Here is a 17,622-nt window from a genome sequence, read left to right on the forward strand (position 1 = left end):
AGTTAGAACTGGCAGACAACACGGGCGTGCCGCCGTAAAACGCCAACGGCGGATTCTAATGAGTTGATGGCTTTTCAGGCAATAGGGGCCAGAAAATATTTGTCTCCCTAATTGCCTGTGGATTCAGGCCAGATCCAGCTTATCGCCTATTGGCAGCCGGGTGACGGGCTGTTTGAGGAAACGCCGCAGAGCATTGGCCACTGCAGGGCCGACCGGCGGCAGGCCGGGTTCGCCCACCCCGCTGGGCGCCTCGGAGGATGGCACGATATGCACTTCGATCTTCGGCATTTTGCTGATGCGCAGCGGCATATACGCGTCGAAGTTGCTTTGCTCCACCCGCCCCTCTTTAAGACTGATGGCCTCCTGCAGGATGGCCCCCAGCCCCATGCCAATACCGCCTTCCATTTGTGCCCGGATCACATCCGGGGTCACGGCCACCCCGCAATCCACCGCACAGACGATTTTGTCCACCTGGTAGCTACCGTCCTGATTAACCGTCACCTGAGCCACCTGGGCGACAAAAGAGCCGAAGGATTCATGCACCGCGACCCCCTGGGCCTGGTTATCCGCCAGCTTCTGCCCCCAACCGGCCTTGTCTGCAGCCAGTTTCAGGACGCCTGTATGGCGTGGGTGAGACTTGAGCAGGTCCAGGCGCATCTCCACCGGATCCCGGCCCAGGGTGCGCGCCACTTCATCGAAGAAGACTTCGGTGGCAAAGGCGTTGTGGCTGTGTCCCACCGAACGCCACCAGAGCACCGGAATGCCGGAGCTGTGTTCGTGGGCCTCTACCTTCAGGTTGTTAATCGCATAGGGGAGGGTGGAGCCCCCTTCGACAATGGAGGTATCCACTGGGCCCTGGATCATCGCCTCAAACAGGGTGCCGCGTAAAATGGACTGACTCACCACCCGCTGCTGCCAGACCAGCAGTTGGTTGTTATCAACGCCCGCCTCGAATCGGTGCAGAGCCATGGGCCGGTAGTATCCGGCCCGCATATCGTCTTCCCTTGACCACTGCAGGCTGACCGGTGCCCTGCCTGCAATGGCTTTTACAATCAGTGCCGCGTCACGCACATAGTCAGAGACCGGTGTGGTGCGCCGGCCGAAGCTGCCCCCGGCAAACTGTGTGTGGATAAAGACCTTCTCCTGGGGCGTCCCGGTTATTTCGGCGACCACCTGCTTGTCCACCGTGGGAAACTGTGAACCTGTCCACAGGTGACATTCGCCGTTTTTCAACTCCACCACACAATTCATCGGCTCCATGGCCGCATGCGCCAGCAGCGGGAATTCGAATTCCAGGCTGATTTTACTGGCGGCCCGGCCCATGGCTGAGTCTGGATCACCTTCAGTGCGTACCCCATGACCCGGCTTACCGGCCAGTTGCCGGTATTCCTGCCAGAGTTGCTCCGAGCCCCGTTTTTCCGCTTTGCTGTAATCCCATTCCGCTTTAACTGCTTTGCGTCCCTGCAATGCATCCCAGTGGCTGGTAGCCAATACGGCCACCCCACGGGGGGTTGTGACCACCTCCTTCACACCGGGCACTTTCAGGGCGGCGCTGTCGTCCAGTGAAGCCACTTTGGCACCAAATCCCGGTGGGTGCATGATCACCGCATGAAGCATGCCGGGACGGCGTATATCGGCAGTGTAGAGGGCCTGGCCGTTACTTTTCTCCTGGCTGTCGAGGCGCGGCAGATTGGTACCAATCAGGGTGAATTCTTCGGGGGCTTTCAGTGCGGGCTCCTGTGGCACCGGCTGCCCTGCTGCCGCTTCGGCCAGCTCACCATAACTGACCGTCCTGCCATCCGGATGGACAACCCGGCCTTTTTCGGTCTTAAGGTCACCTGCATTCACCTCCCAGGCGATGGCAGCGGCCGCCACCAACATGGATTTAGCCGCCGCGCCGGCCTGGCGCAGTTGAGTCCAGGAGTTGGCGATGGAAGTGGAGCCGCCGGTACCCTGCAGCTTGCCGAAAAACAGGTTGTTGTATCGCTCAGCATCGGCCGGGGCAAATTCCCAGCGCATCTGTGCCCAGTCGGCATTCATTTCTTCGGCCACGATGGCAGTCAGGCCGGTGGTCACCCCCTGCCCCATGTCCAGATGCTTGATGACCACGGTAATACTGTTGTCTTTAGCCACGCGAACGAAATGACCCAGCTTGCTGGTGTCAGTCTGACCCTGCCGGGCCGCCAGGGAAAATCCAACCGGGCCTATAGCAAATCCTACCCCGCTGATGGCAGTGACTTTCAAAAACCGGCGGCGGCTGAGGCTGATATCAGTTGGCTTGTTCATCTTTATGCCTCCCTGGCCAGGTTGTCGGCCGCCTGATGAATAGCGCCACGAATTCGCTGATAGGTGGCGCAGCGGCACAGGTTACCCTCCATGGCCTGGTCTATATCTGCATCGTTGGGGGCCTGATTATTGGCCAGCAATGCCACCGCCGACATGACCTGCCCTGACTGGCAGTAGCCGCACTGCACCACATCCAGCGACTGCCAGGCCTGCTGTACCGCTTCTGCCGTCTTGCCGTCCAGACCCTCGATGGTGGTCACCTTGCCGCCGGCCACCGCCGACATGGGCACCGAGCAGGAACGCACCGGCGCGCCGTTAAGGTGCATGGTGCAGGCGCCGCATTGGGCGATACCGCAGCCATATTTGCTACCGGTCAGGTTCAATTCATCCCGCACATACCACAGCAGGGGTCGCTTGCCGTCGCCCTCGTACTTCACGGCTTTTCCGTTCAAGGTAAATTCGATCATCAGTTGCTCTCCATCACAGGAACCGGTTCAGTATAGGTAGAGCACCAGACGTTCTCCAGCCGGCAATTGAGTGTATAAAAATACAGTACAACTGTTATACTGCCCCCATCTTGAATCAGCCTTTTTATTTCCCATGGATGTATCCCGACTGCTCGACTCCCTGAATGACAAACAGCGTCAGGCCGTCGCCGCGCCCTCAACCGATATGCTGGTGCTGGCCGGTGCGGGCAGTGGCAAGACCCGGGTGCTGGTGCATCGCATGGCCTGGCTGATGGAAGTGGAAGGGATCTCACCTTACGGCATCCTGGCGGTGACTTTTACCAATAAGGCGGCCAGGGAGATGCGCAGCCGAGTGGAAAGCCTGATGCATTCCTCTTTGCAGGGCATGTGGATAGGCACTTTCCACGGTCTGGCCCACCGTCTGCTTCGCACCCATTATCAGGAAGCGGGCCTGCCGGAGAATTTCCAGATCCTCGACTCGGACGATCAGCACCGACTGATCCGCCGGGTCCTCAAGGCCCTGAATCTGGATGAGAAACATTGGTCTCCCAAGCATATCCAGTGGTATATCAACGGCAACAAAGACGAAGGGCTGCGTCCCCGCCATATGGAAACCCACGGCGATGCCACTCAGGCCCGCATGAAGGAAATCTATCAGGCCTACCAGGACACCTGTGACCGTTCCGGGCTGGTGGATTTCGCCGAGCTGTTACTTCGCGCCCATGAACTCTGGGTCAATAATCCGCGCATATTGCAGCATTACCAGCAGCGCTTTCGCGCCGTGCTGGTGGACGAATTCCAGGACACCAACAATATCCAGTACGCCTGGCTGCGCCTGCTGGCCTGTGAGTCCAACAACATGATGATTGTGGGCGACGACGACCAGTCCATTTACGGCTGGCGTGGTGCCAATGTGGATAATATCCAACATTTTCTGCGGGACTTCGACGGCGCCACCACGATTCGCCTGGAGCAGAACTACCGCTCCACCGGCAAGATCCTCAAGGCCGCCAATGCGGTAATCGAGAACAATAGCAGCCGACTGGGCAAAGAGCTGTGGACAGAAGGCAGCGAAGGGGAACCCATTTCTCTTTATGCAGGCTTCAACGAGCTGGACGAGGCGCGCTTTATCGTCGCCCAAATCCGCCAGTGGCATGAAAAAGGCGGCGCCCTGAGTGACTGCGCCGTGTTGTACCGCAACAACGCCCAGTCGCGGGTGCTGGAAGAAGGCATGTTGCATGAAGGGCTGGCCTATCGCATCTACGGCGGTTTGCGCTTTTTCGAACGGCAGGAAATCAAGGACGCCCTGGGTTACCTGCGCATGGTCAACCAGCCCCTTGACGATGCCGCCTTCGAGCGGGTGGTCAACACCCCCTCCCGCGGCATAGGCGAACGCACCCTGGAACAGATCCGCGAGGTGGCCAAATCCACCGAACAGTCCATGTGGCAGTCCGCCTTTTTGATGCTGCGCGAAAAACGCCTGTCGGGCCGTGCCGCCAAAGCCCTGCAGGGCTTTGTCGATCTGGTGATCCGGTTGCAGGAAGAGACCCCGTCCCTGAGCCTGGACCAGCAGGCCGACCATGTGATCAAGGCCTCAGGTCTGTTTGCCATGTATCAGGCGGAAAAAGGCGAGAAGGCCCAGGCCAGGATCGAAAACCTGGAGGAGCTGGTCACCGCCTGCAAGCAATTCGAAGTCCCGGAAGAAGCCGAGAATATGACACCCCTGTCGGCTTTTCTGGCCCATGCCTCCCTGGAGGCCGGCGAAACCCAGGCAGACAGCCACCAGGACGCGGTACAGATGATGACCATGCACAGCGCCAAAGGCCTGGAATTTCCGCTGGTGGTGATTGCCGGAGTGGAAGAAGGCATGTTCCCCAGCCAGATGAGCAACGAGGAGCCCGGCCGGCTGGAAGAAGAGCGTCGCCTCTGTTACGTGGGCATGACCCGGGCCATGGAAAAGCTTTATATCACCTATGCGGAAAGCCGCCGCCTGTACGGTCAGGACAAGTTTCACACCCCGTCACGCTTTATCCGCGAAATCCCATCCGACTGCCTTGAGGAAATCCGCCTGCGTAAAACCCAGGTATCCAGGCCGGTACAGAATAGGTTCCAGCCCGCCACGTCCCACACGGCGTTTGAAAGCACCGGCTTCCAGCTCGGTCAGCGGGTTATGCATCCCAAGTTCGGCGAGGGCACGGTACTCAACTACGAAGGTTCCGGTGAACATGCCAGGGTGCAGGTGAACTTTGCCGACATCGGCAGCAAGTGGCTGGTGCTGGCCTATGCCCGCCTCAGCCCCTGTTAGTCCGAATAAACCGCTAAGTTACAAAGAGCTGGGTGATGAGCAATCAGGCTGATTCGCTCTGCTCGGCCAGCAGGGCCTTTTTCGCCTTGCGGTTTTTCTGGAAGTGCCGGTAGGAGTCGTAACTGAACAGGGCCAGACCCGTCCAGACCAGGGCAAAGGTGATCACCCGCTCCTGATGCAATGGCTCCTTGTACAGGAAGACCGCCAGGATAAACATGATGGACGGGCCGATGTACTGGAAAAAGCCCAGGGTGGAGTACATGATCCGCCTGGCCGCGCCGGTAAAGCACAACAACGGCGCCGTGGTGACAATACCGGCACAAACCAGGATGGCATTCAGATCCCAGGGATTGGCCAGCATATTACTGGCCGGGCTGGCCAGCCATATCCAGTAGGCAATGGCAAAGGGCATCATCAGCAGCGTTTCCAGCATCAGGCCGGGCAGGGAGTCCACCGCCACCTGCTTGCGCAACAGTCCGTAAATACCGAAACTACCGGCCAGGGCAAGGGCGATCCAGGGCACCTGACCAAATGAGATGATCAGAATGGCCACCCCGGTCACCGCCAATCCAACCGCATATTTTTGCATCTGCCGCAGGCGCTCACCGAGAAAAATCCGTCCGAGGGCCACGTTCAGCAGCGGATTGATGTAGTAGCCCAGGCTGGCATCCAGTAGATGATCGTTATTGATGGCCCAGATAAACAGCAGCCAGTTGCCCGCCAGCAGCAGGCCCGAGACCAGCAGGACCTTCATCACCCTGATGTTGACTATGGCCTCGCGAACCTTGCCAACCTGCCTGAGCACGACCACCAACACCAGCAGAATCAGCATGGACCAGACGATACGGTGCAGCAGGATGTCGGTGGCTGGCACTTCGAGCAACAGCTTGAAGTACATGGGAGCGACGCCCCACATGCTGTAGGCGGCAATGGCCAGCAACACGCCGGTTTGCGCGGTTCTGTCGTTCATCTGGGAATAAAGGCTGGTGTATCAGGCGGTTATTGTCCGTGATCGCTGACCGGCTGGCAAACAAAGTATCCTGGGGGCAGCCATAAGCACAGGTTATGCACTTTGCCCGGCCAGGGAAAGCTTATCTATACCCTATTTTTTTCTTAATTTTCCCCTCCCCACCTACTGTTGCGACATCAATAGTGAAAAAATCCCGCCTCGTCCGGCAGCCCTGCCGGCAGGAATACCAATTTGGAACAGATGAATATGCAATGGCTAATCAAATTCTTATTGCTGGGCGTGTCGGTCATGGCGCTGACCAGTTGCCAGTCAACACTGGAAAACTCCATCCGTGATGTCAGCGGGGTGATGAACAAGGTGCGGACCGGCTCGGTGAAAACCATCACCGATATCGCTTCAAGTGACGACCCTTCAGGGGCGCTGAAGTCAGTGGCGGATCGGCGGGTCGACGCCTATAAACAGGATCCGGCGGCCCTGCTGGATGATATTGACACAGTAAAACGTGACTTCAGCCAGTTAGTGGCGTTACTGCAAGGCAATGTAACAAGACAGTGGGGTAAGAAGGAAGTCAGGGTCGCCAGCAAGAAACAATACATCAAATACACGCAGAATTATCTGAGCCGCGCCATTGTCGATTTCGACAAGGGCGAGATTATGGTGGAAACCCTGGACCAGAGCGATCCCAGCAGCAGCCTGCAGAGCGCCATTGTCACCACCCTGCTGACCCCGGATGATCCCCGGGCGGTGGATCTGTTCAGCGATAAGACCATTACTCTGTCCAGTGACCAACCCCCTTACCTGAGTGGCCTGGTGCTGGATCAGCAAGGTCGTGGCATAGAGGATCCACAGTCTGCTGAACGCTATGCACAACACCTCCTGACACAAAAACAGCTGCGCAAGGTGGAAGTTGACGGCGTGAAGAAACAGGCCGCCTTTGTGAAATTTGCCATGGTCAGTAACTTCAGCCACAAGCAGGCACAGAAATACAGTGGCCTGGTCAATCGCTATGCCAGTGAGTACAACATCAGTCCCAGTCTGATCTATGCAGTGATCCGCGCCGAAAGCAACTTCAATCCCTATGCGGTCAGCTCGGCCCCGGCCTATGGATTGATGCAACTGGTGCCTACCAGCGGCGCGCGGGATGCCTACCGCAAAGCCAAGGGTCATGACCGCGTGCCGGACAAGGATTACCTGTTCAATGCCCAGCAGAACATTGAGTTAGGGGCTGCCTACCTGAATATCCTGGCTTTCAACCATCTGCAGATGGTCCAGAATGACATTTCCCGCGAATATTGCGTGATATCGGCTTATAACACCGGCGCCGGCAATGTTCTGAAAGCGTTCGACAAGGACAGGACCCGGGCGGTCAATACCCTGAACAGCAAAACACCGGCCGAAGTCTATGCCAAGCTGCGTCGTGACCTTCCTTACGAGGAGACCCGCCGCTATCTGCAGAAGGTGGTGGACTTCCGCAAGCAGTTTATTGCACCGGTGGGCTGACAGGGGATTCCTGCTGATTCTTGGACTCGAGCAGTTGTAACCCTTTGTCCAACTGCTCCATATACTGATCGGCCTTGGGTCTCTGCCGGCTGAAAGCCACATAGATATCGCTGATATGATTGACCTTGCCCTTGCGGATGCTGTGGGCCTGCAGGCCCATTTCCCTTAAGTAATAGGCCGCCACCTGGTCAAACATAATGGCCATCTGCACCCGTTGACGGACCAGCAGTTGAATAATCTGCTGCTGGCTGGACACCCTGACTTCCCGGAAGCGATGACGATGCCTTTCATACAGATCGCCGTATTCGTAGCCGATGATCACAGCCACAGTGGTGTGATCTGGGATGCACTCGGCAGAGGTAAAATCCAGCGTTGAACCTGCAGGATAAAAATAGGAGGCAGGCGCCCTGAGCAGGGGCTCCCGGCCAAACTGGTAAACAGCCTCTGTCGTGTCCTGCCGGGTAACGTTAAAGACGCCATCCACCTCGCCGGTTCTGGCCATCTGCAAGGCCCTGGCATAGGGTACTACCACAAACTCCACGGGCTGGCCGACGGCCTGGTAAGCGGCCTCGACTATCTCACGGGAAATGCCTTCGCCGTTGCTTTTCGCATAGGGCGGCCAACTGTCTTCCATCGCCAGCAGCACCTTGTCAGTGCCGTGCGCCTGTATCGCCGCCAACCACAACATCAGCAAAATTAATCGCAAGGGATTACCGCTATCGCTTGTCCGGGAGCTTAATCATATGGGAAACCCGCATAAAAAGAACCTTTGTACGACCAAGGTTTGATCGGGAGCAAAGGGGCAGGGACGGCTAAGCCTTTTTCGGTTCAAGGGATCTTGCGTAAAAAAACGCCAGGCCGCAAAGAGGAAAGATGTCATGGTCTTATGCCATTGCCTCTTCACTTTCCTGGCCTGAAAAACAGTCCATGCCGCTGACGGGAAAGCTGGCCTCCCGTAAATCGCACTGCACACCAATGACTGCAGACAAGCGTAAGTCATCCTTGCGCACGTCCATGATGGAACTACCCCAGGTCGGGCGTGTCATGACTTCTGGCTTTCATCTGTCACACCTCCCTGTGGTCCCGTTCCAGGTCGGCCATCCGGGCCTTCCGTAAATCGCACTGCGTTATGCCACCGGCATAACGGTCGCGATTTACCCCACCATATAAGTGCCGGTGCCAAAGGCGATATGTTCGCCCTGCTCGTTATGCAGTTCCATGCGACACACCGCTACCCGGCTGCCCTTTCGGATCACCGAGGCGGTGGCGATAAACTCCCGCCCCTTGCCGGGGCGAAGGTAATCCACCCGCATATCTATGGTGCCAATCTTGGCCAGTCGCTTCTGGAATTGCTCCAAGGAGCAGTCCGGCATGTCCTTTACCACATGCAAAATGGCCATCAGGCCGCCTACTGTATCCAGCACAGCGGCAGTCACCCCACCATGCAGGATCTTTTGAATCGGGTTGCCGGTGAGTTTTTCGTGCCAGGGCAGGCGCACTTCCACTCCTTCGCCGTCAAACTGGCTAATCTTCAGACCCAGCAAATGATTAAACGACATATGGTCGCGAAAGACAGAGGTAACAAACTCGGCCAGTTGCCGGCTGTTCAGGGAAGCATGATTATCCATGGAGGCACTCTGGTTGGACCTGTTTAGCTGCACTCATCATAGCGTCTTGATTGCCGGTGGCAACCCGCGGCTTGCGCCGGTAAACTAACGGCCTGTTTTTTAAGCCAACGAGTTCCCTTGTCCGACGCCGCCCTCCTGTCCGAAGCCAAAACCCCATTGTCCGTATTAAGGGAAGTGTTCGGCTACAACAGCTTTCGCGAGGGCCAGGAACAGGTCATTCAGGCCTGTCTGGCGGGTCGGGACAGCCTGGTACTGATGCCCACCGGCGGCGGCAAGTCCCTTTGTTACCAGGTTCCGGCCTTGTTGATGCCCGGTCTGACACTGGTGGTCTCACCCCTGATATCCCTGATGAAAGACCAGGTGGACGCCCTGCTGGCCTGTGGGGTCAGCGCCGCTTACCTGACCTCAGCCCTGTCACGCCAGGAACAGCTGGAAGTGCTGGCCAGGGTGCAGGACGGCAAATACAAGCTTTTGTATGTGGCTCCGGAAAGACTGGTCCACCCTGATTTTATCCACAGGTTGCAACATATCGACGTCAGTCTGTTTGCCGTTGACGAAGCCCACTGTGTATCTCACTGGGGACATGACTTTCGCCAGGATTATATGGCCCTGGGCCAGCTAAAGCATTTTTTCCCCAGTGTGCCGGTGATGGGCCTGACCGCCACCGCCGATCCGGCCACCCGGGCCGATATTCTGCAACAGCTTCGCCTCGATGCACCGCTGGTTTACCAGGGCAGTTTTGACCGACCCAATATCCGCTACACACAGTTGCAGAAGTATAAGCCCATGGACCAGCTTGAGGCCTATATCAAAGGCCAGGAAGGCAGTGGCATTATTTACTGCAACAGCCGCAAGAAGGTGGAGGATGTCAGCTTCAAGCTGGCCAACCGCGGCATCAACTGTGCCGGCTACCACGCGGGCATGGAGTCTGAAATCCGCGAAATCGTACAGCGTAAGTTTCTGACCGATCATATCGATGTGATTGTGGCCACGGTGGCCTTCGGCATGGGCATCAACAAGCCCAATGTACGCTTTGTCATCCATCACGACCTGCCGCGCACCATCGAATCCTATTACCAGGAAACCGGCCGCGCCGGCCGTGACGGCAGTCCCGCAGAAGCGCTACTGCTGTTCGATGAAAAGGACGTGGCCCGAATCCGTGAATGGATTGGCCTGACCGAGAATCCCCAGCGCCAGGCAGTGGAGCTGCAACGCTTCGCCGCCATGGAAGCCTTTGCCGAGTCCCAGACCTGCCGTCGCCAGGTCCTGTTGAATTACTTCGGCCAGTACAATGCCTCTGCCTGCGGAAACTGCGATATCTGCCTGGACCCGCCGAAGCGCTTCGACGGCACAGTGGCCGCACAGAAAGTGCTGTCCTGCATCCTGCGACTGGAACAGGCAGTCGCCAGCCAGTACCTCATCGATGTGCTGCGCGGCAAGAAGCTCAAGCGCATTATCGACAGCGGTCATGACCAGCTCAGCACTTACGGCATCGGCAAGGATGAGTCAGATGCCTGGTGGCACAACCTGATCAACCAGTTAATCCACCAGGGCCTGGTGCGGGTGGATATTACCCAGAATGCCATGCTCAAACTGAACGAAGCCGCCAGGGCCGTGCTCAAGGGGGAAATGACCGTCAGTCTGGCAGTGCCCAGAATGAGCCTGAACCTGGGAAAAAAGGCCAAGCTGGATAATCGGAATTACGACAGGGCATTGTTTGCCAAACTCAAGAAGCTGCGCAAGACCATTGCGGAGGAGGACGAAGTGCCGCCCTTTGTGGTGTTTTCCGATATGACCCTGTCCCATCTGGCGGAAGTGTTGCCCACCAATGACAGAGCCTTTCTGGAAGTCAGCGGCGTGGGACAGACCAAACTGGCCCGCTATGGGGAGGCGTTTCTGACCGCCATCCGCGAGCATCTGGACGGGGTCTGACAAGTCAGGCGTGTATGTCTGGTTAACTCAGGCACAGAGCGTCAGCCGGAATAGAGGATCTGATTATTCTTTGTTTCTTTGCGCTCCTGGTAGGGCTTCCTATCCCGGTGATGAATTACTATTTTTTTATTTGCCTTTGACTCCACTATGATTCAGCAACAGCCTCTGAATAAAGATAAGGAAATCGCTCATGTGGTCTGAAAAACGTTTCAGCCTTTTCATGCTTCTGGGTTTTGGCGCGGTGTGCTTTGCAGTTGGCTTGCTGAGTACACGGGCTTTTCAACCTCCACTCGCCGAGGCTAGTGTTAAGCCGCCACCCGATGCTGCACAGCGCTTACAAGCTTCGTCCCCATCCCCTGGCAAGGAAGCACCGGTATCAGTGTCGCCGCCTCATCCACAATCCTCCTTCACTGATTCACCTGGCTCAGTGGCGCGTGCCGTTAACGAAAGTATTGAAACCGCCACGGCTCCATTACCTACAAAGCTTTACTCCAACAGGATTGAGTTAAGCGATGAACAAAAGCAGGAATTGGAACAGTTAATCAATTCTCATCTTCCCTCTCCCTATGCAGAGATGATGAGTGGTCCGGGAGGCTATGTCTGGCAGCAAGACTTCTTGCGCTTTGCCAAAGAGGATTACGATTACCATTGGGGCGACAGTATGCGGCAACAGATTCTGGACTTCATAGCCCTGAATGATGAATCAGGAGCACTCCAGGTGAGATCGCTGGTCTGCAAAACAACCACCTGTGAGCTGCGTGCCACTCTGCCGGAGCAGGCAGCCTGGTCCGTACAAAGTGTATGGGGAGCGATGCGACGTGAAAGCTGGTATGAATTCAACAATGTGGGCGGCGGGGTAACCATTGATGATGGAGAAAGACTTTACTACTACCAGATTCTGAAGAAAGACTGATCCTGTTTAAATCAATAAACATAGAGAAGAAAGAGCTCGATCTTTGCGGGCTTGCGGCGCTTCCATATTAACCAGACTCAGACGCAGCGTTTTCTCGCCCAGAGACCGCAAAGACGCAGAGGGGAAAAGATTCAGGCTTTACTTCTCTGCGTCTTTGCGGTCTTGGCGCGAAATTACCGGATGACAATATGGCTTGACGAATAGGCATCAAACCATAGGGTACACTGATAGGATCACTCCCACACTCTCTGCCTTTTGGTCTCCGTGGTTTAACTCAATTCTTTTTCAGCAAAAGCTGTCTGACCTGCTCGGCGAATGCCGGCAATGGGGCCAGTTTGTCCACCCAGCCCAGGCAGCTCGGTGGCGGTATATCAGGGCGGGGGCCGTAACCGATCTTATGCAAATCCACCGGCATCTGGGCCAGCACCCGGCTTTGCCCCACCACTAAATCGAAATGCGCCGATAATAACAGAGGCACCGCCTTTTCCGCCGATGGCAAGGCTGTTACCCGATACCCCCCGGTAGTTTCAAGCACCAGCGCCAGATCGCGGCGCCGGGCGCTGTCCGCCTCAATCAGCAGGATAGACAGGGACACTATTTACCAGCGGGATCCAAACTGGCGTAGTAGGCGGCCAGGTTGGCAATATCTTCATCCGACAGAGGCTTGGCCATGGGCGACATGACCATGTTCTGGCGGGTACCGTCACGGAAGGCTTTCAGTTGCAGCACCAGGTATTGTTCTTTCTGGCCTGCCAGATTGGGATACATGGGGATCATGGCAATCCCATTGGTGCCGTGACAGGCCGCACAGGTGGCTGACTTGGATTTTCCCGCCTGGATATCGGCGGCGGTGGCAGGCAGGGCGGCCAGGATGGCCAGCAGACCGATCAATTTCTTCATTCGTGCTCCCAAGGTGATAGTGGTCGTCTGTTACAATAACTAATTAAATCCATTTGGAATACGGCATTATTTTGTTTCTGGCTCATACCTACGCGAAACAGTTGGCGGATCTGGGCAGTCCAGTCTTTGTACAAAAGCCCCAGGGGGCTGTGCTGCGCCATGTTAACCAGTCCCTGCTGGAAGATCTTGATCTGGATCCGGAACTTTTCACCCAGAGCCGGCTTTTTCACGCATTGTTCGACGAAACGGGCCGGTTGAACCGCCTGGCCATGGCGCAGAAGTATGGCGGTCACCAGTTTGGCCAGTGGAACCCCGAACTGGGGGATGGCCGCGGTCTGCTGCTGGCTGAAACCAAAGACAGCCGCGGTAAGCCGGTGGATCTGCATCTTAAGGGTGCTGGCCAGACCCCCTATTCCCGCTTTGGTGACGGTCGCGCCGTCTTGCGCTCCACCCTGCGCGAGTATCTGGTGGGCGAAGCCATGCATTATCTGGGTATTCCCAGCTCCCGCTCCCTTTGCCTGATTACCAGCAGCGAACCGGTAATGCGTGAGCGCCGGGAAACGGCGGCCATGATGATCCGCACCTGCCAGAGCCATATACGCTTTGGCCACTTTGAGTATTTCTATCACAGCGGTCAGAGCGGCAAGCTGCAGCGTCTGTTTGATTATTGTTTTACCTACCATTTTCCCGAGCTGCATGACAGGGATGACAAATACCAGGCCATGCTCGGCCAAATCGTGCTGGACACGGCCGAACTGGTAGCCAAATGGCAGGCCTTCGGCTTTGCCCATGGGGTGATGAATACCGACAATATGTCCATTCACGGCATCAGTTTCGACTTCGGCCCTTATGCCTTTCTGGATGATTTCAAACAGGATTTTATCTGCAATCATTCGGATCACCAGGGACGCTATGCCTTTGACAACCAGCCGGGTATCGCCCTGTGGAATCTCAATGCCCTGGCCCATGCCTTCACGCCCTATCTGGACGTGGAAGCCCTGAAGAACCAACTGGCAAAGTTCGAGCCCAGACTGCTTGAGCATTACTTTGGTCTGATGGCACAGAAGTTGGGTTTGCAGGACAAGCAGGAGGGTGACAGAGCCCTGATTTCGGCATTTATCCAGCAATTACATGACGAGGCCCGGGATTATCACATCAGCTTTCGCCTGCTCAGCCACTACCAACCGGACAAGCCGCAACCCCTGCTGGATCACTTTGTCGACCAAACCAGGACCCAGGCCTGGCTGGAGCAGTACAGTGCCAGGCTATCCGCCCAGGAATGGAGTGACGAGCAACGTCAGGCCAGCATGCGTCGACACAACCCCAAATACGTACTGCGTAATTATCTGGCTCAGCAAGCCATCGAACAAGCCGGGGAGGGGGATTTCCGCGAGTTCGAAACCTTATTTGAACTGCTGAAACATCCTTACCAGGAACAGCCTGACAAACAGGCCTATGCCAAGGCCCCTCCGGACTGGGGCAAAAGCCTGGAGATTTCATGCAGCAGTTAAACCTGGGGGATTATCCGCTTGCCGCCCGTCTGGGACTGGCTGAGTATGGCCACCGGCGCTTCGGTGGACTCGGTGTCCGGGGGCATGCCATGGAGCTGGGTGCTGATCGTGAACAATGGCAATTCAGTATCGGCCATCAGCGCTATGTCTTGTGCCTGGACCACCTTTGCGAGGCCGTATGGATAGAAGCACTGGGCCGGGCGGATTTGACCTGGCTGGCCGACCAGATACAAGAGACCGTTAAATAGATTTGATTTGGGTCTTTCCAGCAGCGCCAAAGAACTTATACTGGACTGAAACTATTATAATAATCAGAAGCCGCCATTTGAGACTTATTCTCTCCCTGCTGACTGCCGCATTGATACTGATCCTGCTTTCCACGGCTATTTTCAGCCAGTCCGTGCAGCAGCCCCTGGCACTGGACCGTCAGTTCCAAAGTGCGGAGCTACATCCCCACAGCCGTTTCCTGCGCACTGAGAAGTACGTTCAGCTTTCTGAGGTGCAAAACCTTACCAGTTGGCATCCTAGCCAGAACATAGAACCACTGGGGGAGGACGAGAGCCTGTGGGGCCATTTCAGCCTGATCAACCAGGACAGTCTGCCATTGCGTTTTGCCTTTGTGATCGGCAATCCCACCCTCGACGAAGTGGATATCCACATACTGGATGACAAGGGCCGGATCCGCACCTCCCTGATGATGGGGGCCATGCGTCCCTTCAGTGCAAGGCCTGTCAACCACCGGGACTTTGTTGCCCGGCTGGAGATGGGTGCCAACGAGAAGTTGGATGTGTATTTCCGCATTGCCGACCGTGGCCCCCTGGTCTTTCCCATCAAGGTATGGCGGGACGAAGCCCTCATCGCCAAGGAGCAGGCCAGCCTGGCTCTTATTGGCATGATTGGCGGGGCCATGCTGATTCTGGCCTGCTACTACCTGATAACCTATGTGCTGATGCACAGCCCCGTACGCTTCTGGCTGGCCATGGCCAGCCTGAGCTTCCTGCTGCTGTTTATCAATGTGGAGGGGGTGCTGGTACAAGTGCTGCCGCCCCTGTCCAAGTATATTTCCCTGCTTAACCTGAGCCTCGTGGCCTTGTCCCTGTTCACCGTCGCCAAGGTATCCCACAGCATGCTGCGCGGTGTCCCCCTGTATTGGCGCTACGCCTCTTACACCGCCTCTTATCTGCTTTTGCTGGCCGCCTTTGTGCTGAACGATTATCTGCAGATCATCGCGGCCATGGGGCTGGCCGGCGCCACCGTGGTCGTGCAACTGATGCTGGCCTGGCGCTTCACTAACCGCCAGGACGGCCGACCCAACCGTATCTACGCCATAGGCTGGTCTACCATAGCCCTGGCGGCCGGCGTCAAGTCCGGCCTGTACTTGTCAGGCGTGCTGCTGGCTTCCTATCTGAGTCTTTACCTGACCCTGTTGGCCCTGTTTGGCGTCCTGCTCATCGCCCTGGCCGTGGAGGCCCATGAACAGGCAAAAAATATCTCCCGCTACCAGAGACAGAGCAACACCATCAACGACCTGCGTCGCTTTTATGATTTGTTCCGTAACTCCGCGGAGGGCCTTTACACCTCAACCCTGGGGGGCAAACTGATCACGACCAATCCGGCCATGTGCCATCTGTTTGGTTACGATGATGAAGAGCAGATGCTGGCCGAATGCACCAGTACCGCCCAGTTCTATGCCAACCAGCTGGATCGCCTGAGTCTGGTGGAGGAGCTGAAGCGAAGTGGTCTGGTGATGGGCCGTGAGATCCGCGGCGTACGCAGGGACGGCAGCGAGTTCTGGTTTTCCATTTCGGTGCAGTTGCGCCATGAGCATGATGAGGATTACCTGTTCGGCACTATCTTCGATATTACCGAGCGCAAGGAATCCACCATGAGCCTGGAGTACATGGCCACCCATGATCCCCTGACCGGGGTATTCAACCGTCGCGAATTCGAGAAACAGCTCAGGGCGACACTGGAGCGGGCCAAAACAGCCGGCGCGGAAATGACTCTGCTGTATATGGATCTCGACCAGTTCAAGGTGGTCAATGATACCTGCGGCCACAAGGCCGGGGATATCCTGATCAAGCAACTGTCCCAGCAGCTCAACCAGGTGGTGGAAGGCAAGGGCCTGCTGGCCAGGTTGGGCGGTGATGAATTCGGCGTATTACTGGAAGCCGAACAGGCAAGTGAGGAAAGCGCCTACCTGCTGGCCAACAAGCTGCTGAATGTGGTGCAACAGTTCAGGTTTGTCTGGGAGAATCGTATCTTTACCCTGGGCATCAGCATCGGTCTGGTACCTTACAACCAGACCATTCATTCACCGGAACAACTGCTGAGCATGGCAGATTCGGCCTGCTATATGGCCAAGGAGCAGGGGCGTAACCAGATCCATACCTACTCCAAACAGGATGAGAAAATCCAGCGCTACGAGACCGAGCTGCACTGGGTTTCCCTGATCAACAAGGCCCTGCAGGAAAACAGGTTTGAGCTCTATTACCAGCATTACCACCCCCTGAACAAAATCAGCCGGGGCCACCACTACGAAATCCTGATCCGCATGCTGGGGGACGACGACAGTCAGATTATCTCGCCGGCCTCTTTCCTGCCTGCAGCAGAACGCTACAACCTCACCGCGCAAATCGACCGCTGGGTTATAGAACATTACTTCAAATGGTTATCCCGGCAGCCTGAACACAAGACCCAACTGGTCAGGGCCAATATCAATCTCAGCGGTAATTCGCTGGGGGACAAGGACCTGCGCCTGTTCGTACTCAATGCCTTTGAAAAGTACAGCGTGCCCTATAACAAGATCTGTTTCGAGATCACCGAGAGCATGGCCATCATCAAGATGGATGAGACCCTGCAGTTTATTAAAACCTTCCACCAGCTGGGTTGCCGTTTCGCCCTGGATGATTTCGGCAGCGGCTTCTCCTCTTACGGCTACCTTAAGAGCCTGCCGGTAAACTATGTGAAGATTGACGGCGGTTTCGTTAAGGATCTGCTGGTGGATCCTGTCGACATGGCCATGGTCAGCTCCATCAAGGATGTAGCCAAGGCGCTGGGCATGAAGACGGTGGCGGAGTTTGTCGAAAGCAAGGAGATCATGGTGGAGCTGGGCAAGATGGGGGTGGACTATGCCCAGGGCTACGGAGTGGCCAGACCCGCCCCCCTTAAGGATTTTACCCCCCTGACCAGTCCCTGATCCCGCGGACC

General features: G+C 56.5%; 15 protein-coding genes. 7 read left to right on the forward strand and 8 right to left on the reverse strand.

Features of this window, described 5'->3' with window-relative positions; translation table 11 throughout:
- Positions 1-123 precede the first annotated feature (123 nt).
- Complete coding sequence (locus J0A66_RS10800; RefSeq protein ID WP_206573829.1) at positions 124-2,286, reverse strand: xanthine dehydrogenase family protein molybdopterin-binding subunit; 2,163 nt, start codon at positions 2,284-2,286, stop codon at positions 124-126.
- Positions 2,287-2,288: 2 nt separating this feature from the next.
- Positions 2,289-2,753, reverse strand: coding sequence for a (2Fe-2S)-binding protein (locus tag J0A66_RS10805; RefSeq protein WP_206573830.1), 465 nt, complete (start codon positions 2,751-2,753; stop codon positions 2,289-2,291).
- Between the two features lie 133 nt (positions 2,754-2,886).
- Between J0A66_RS10805 and uvrD the strand changes: the two genes are divergently transcribed.
- Positions 2,887-5,058, forward strand: coding sequence for a DNA helicase II (gene uvrD, locus J0A66_RS10810; protein WP_206574012.1), 2,172 nt, complete (start codon positions 2,887-2,889; stop codon positions 5,056-5,058).
- Positions 5,059-5,101: 43 nt separating this feature from the next.
- Here the strand turns inward: uvrD and rarD are convergent, their stop codons facing one another.
- Positions 5,102-6,028 carry an EamA family transporter RarD gene (rarD, locus tag J0A66_RS10815; RefSeq protein ID WP_206573831.1) on the reverse strand — a complete coding sequence of 309 codons (927 nt, stop codon included), beginning with the start codon at positions 6,026-6,028 and terminating at the stop codon, positions 5,102-5,104.
- Positions 6,029-6,268: 240 nt separating this feature from the next.
- On the opposite strand from rarD, the gene J0A66_RS10820 reads away from it, so the two are divergent.
- Complete coding sequence (locus J0A66_RS10820; RefSeq protein ID WP_241264157.1) at positions 6,269-7,528, forward strand: murein transglycosylase domain-containing protein; 1,260 nt, start codon at positions 6,269-6,271, stop codon at positions 7,526-7,528.
- Here the strand turns inward: J0A66_RS10820 and J0A66_RS10825 are convergent.
- From J0A66_RS10825 to J0A66_RS10835, 3 genes are all read right to left on the reverse strand, one after another.
- Complete coding sequence (locus J0A66_RS10825) at positions 7,509-8,234, reverse strand: substrate-binding periplasmic protein (RefSeq protein WP_206573833.1); 726 nt, start codon at positions 8,232-8,234, stop codon at positions 7,509-7,511. The two genes, J0A66_RS10820 and J0A66_RS10825, sit on opposite strands and share 20 nt — an antisense overlap.
- Positions 8,235-8,412: 178 nt before the next feature.
- Positions 8,413-8,574 carry a hypothetical protein gene (locus J0A66_RS10830; protein WP_206573834.1) on the reverse strand — a complete coding sequence of 54 codons (162 nt, stop codon included), beginning with the start codon at positions 8,572-8,574 and terminating at the stop codon, positions 8,413-8,415.
- Between the two features lie 108 nt (positions 8,575-8,682).
- Positions 8,683-9,156 (reverse strand): thioesterase family protein, encoded by a 474-nt coding sequence (locus tag J0A66_RS10835; RefSeq protein WP_206573835.1) that lies wholly within the window; start codon positions 9,154-9,156, stop codon positions 8,683-8,685.
- A gap of 117 nt (positions 9,157-9,273) precedes the next feature.
- On the opposite strand from J0A66_RS10835, the gene recQ reads away from it, so the two are divergent.
- On the forward strand, positions 9,274-11,088 hold the full coding sequence (gene recQ / locus J0A66_RS10840; protein ID WP_241264142.1) for a DNA helicase RecQ: 1,815 nt from the start codon (positions 9,274-9,276) through the stop codon (positions 11,086-11,088).
- A 190-nt stretch (positions 11,089-11,278) separates the two neighbouring features.
- A complete protein-coding gene (locus tag J0A66_RS10845) occupies positions 11,279-12,001 on the forward strand; it encodes a hypothetical protein (protein ID WP_206573836.1) in 723 nt (240 codons plus the stop codon).
- A gap of 274 nt (positions 12,002-12,275) precedes the next feature.
- On the opposite strand, the gene J0A66_RS10850 is transcribed toward J0A66_RS10845, so the two are convergent.
- Positions 12,276-12,596: a hypothetical protein gene (locus tag J0A66_RS10850; protein WP_206573837.1), complete on the reverse strand. Its 321-nt coding sequence runs from the start codon at positions 12,594-12,596 to the stop codon at positions 12,276-12,278.
- Positions 12,596-12,901 (reverse strand): c-type cytochrome, encoded by a 306-nt coding sequence (locus J0A66_RS10855; RefSeq protein ID WP_206573838.1) that lies wholly within the window; start codon positions 12,899-12,901, stop codon positions 12,596-12,598. Before J0A66_RS10855 ends, J0A66_RS10850 begins: the two co-directional genes overlap by 1 nt.
- A gap of 71 nt (positions 12,902-12,972) precedes the next feature.
- Between J0A66_RS10855 and J0A66_RS10860 the strand changes: the two genes are divergently transcribed.
- The 3 genes from J0A66_RS10860 to J0A66_RS10870 all read left to right on the forward strand — a co-directional run bounded on the left by J0A66_RS10860 (position 12,973) and on the right by J0A66_RS10870 (position 17,611).
- Positions 12,973-14,412, forward strand: a complete 1,440-nt coding sequence (locus tag J0A66_RS10860; RefSeq protein WP_206574014.1) for a protein adenylyltransferase SelO — start codon at positions 12,973-12,975, stop codon at positions 14,410-14,412.
- Positions 14,400-14,660 (forward strand): DUF3630 family protein, encoded by a 261-nt coding sequence (locus tag J0A66_RS10865; protein ID WP_206573839.1) that lies wholly within the window; start codon positions 14,400-14,402, stop codon positions 14,658-14,660. Before J0A66_RS10860 ends, J0A66_RS10865 begins: the two co-directional genes overlap by 13 nt.
- Positions 14,661-14,737: 77 nt before the next feature.
- Positions 14,738-17,611 carry an EAL domain-containing protein gene (locus tag J0A66_RS10870; RefSeq protein ID WP_241264143.1) on the forward strand — a complete coding sequence of 958 codons (2,874 nt, stop codon included), beginning with the start codon at positions 14,738-14,740 and terminating at the stop codon, positions 17,609-17,611.
- Positions 17,612-17,622: the final 11 nt, after the last annotated feature.

Origin of the sequence: Bowmanella dokdonensis (genome assembly GCF_017254865.1) — a bacterium.
GTDB classification, from domain to species: domain Bacteria; phylum Pseudomonadota; class Gammaproteobacteria; order Enterobacterales; family Alteromonadaceae; genus Bowmanella; species Bowmanella dokdonensis.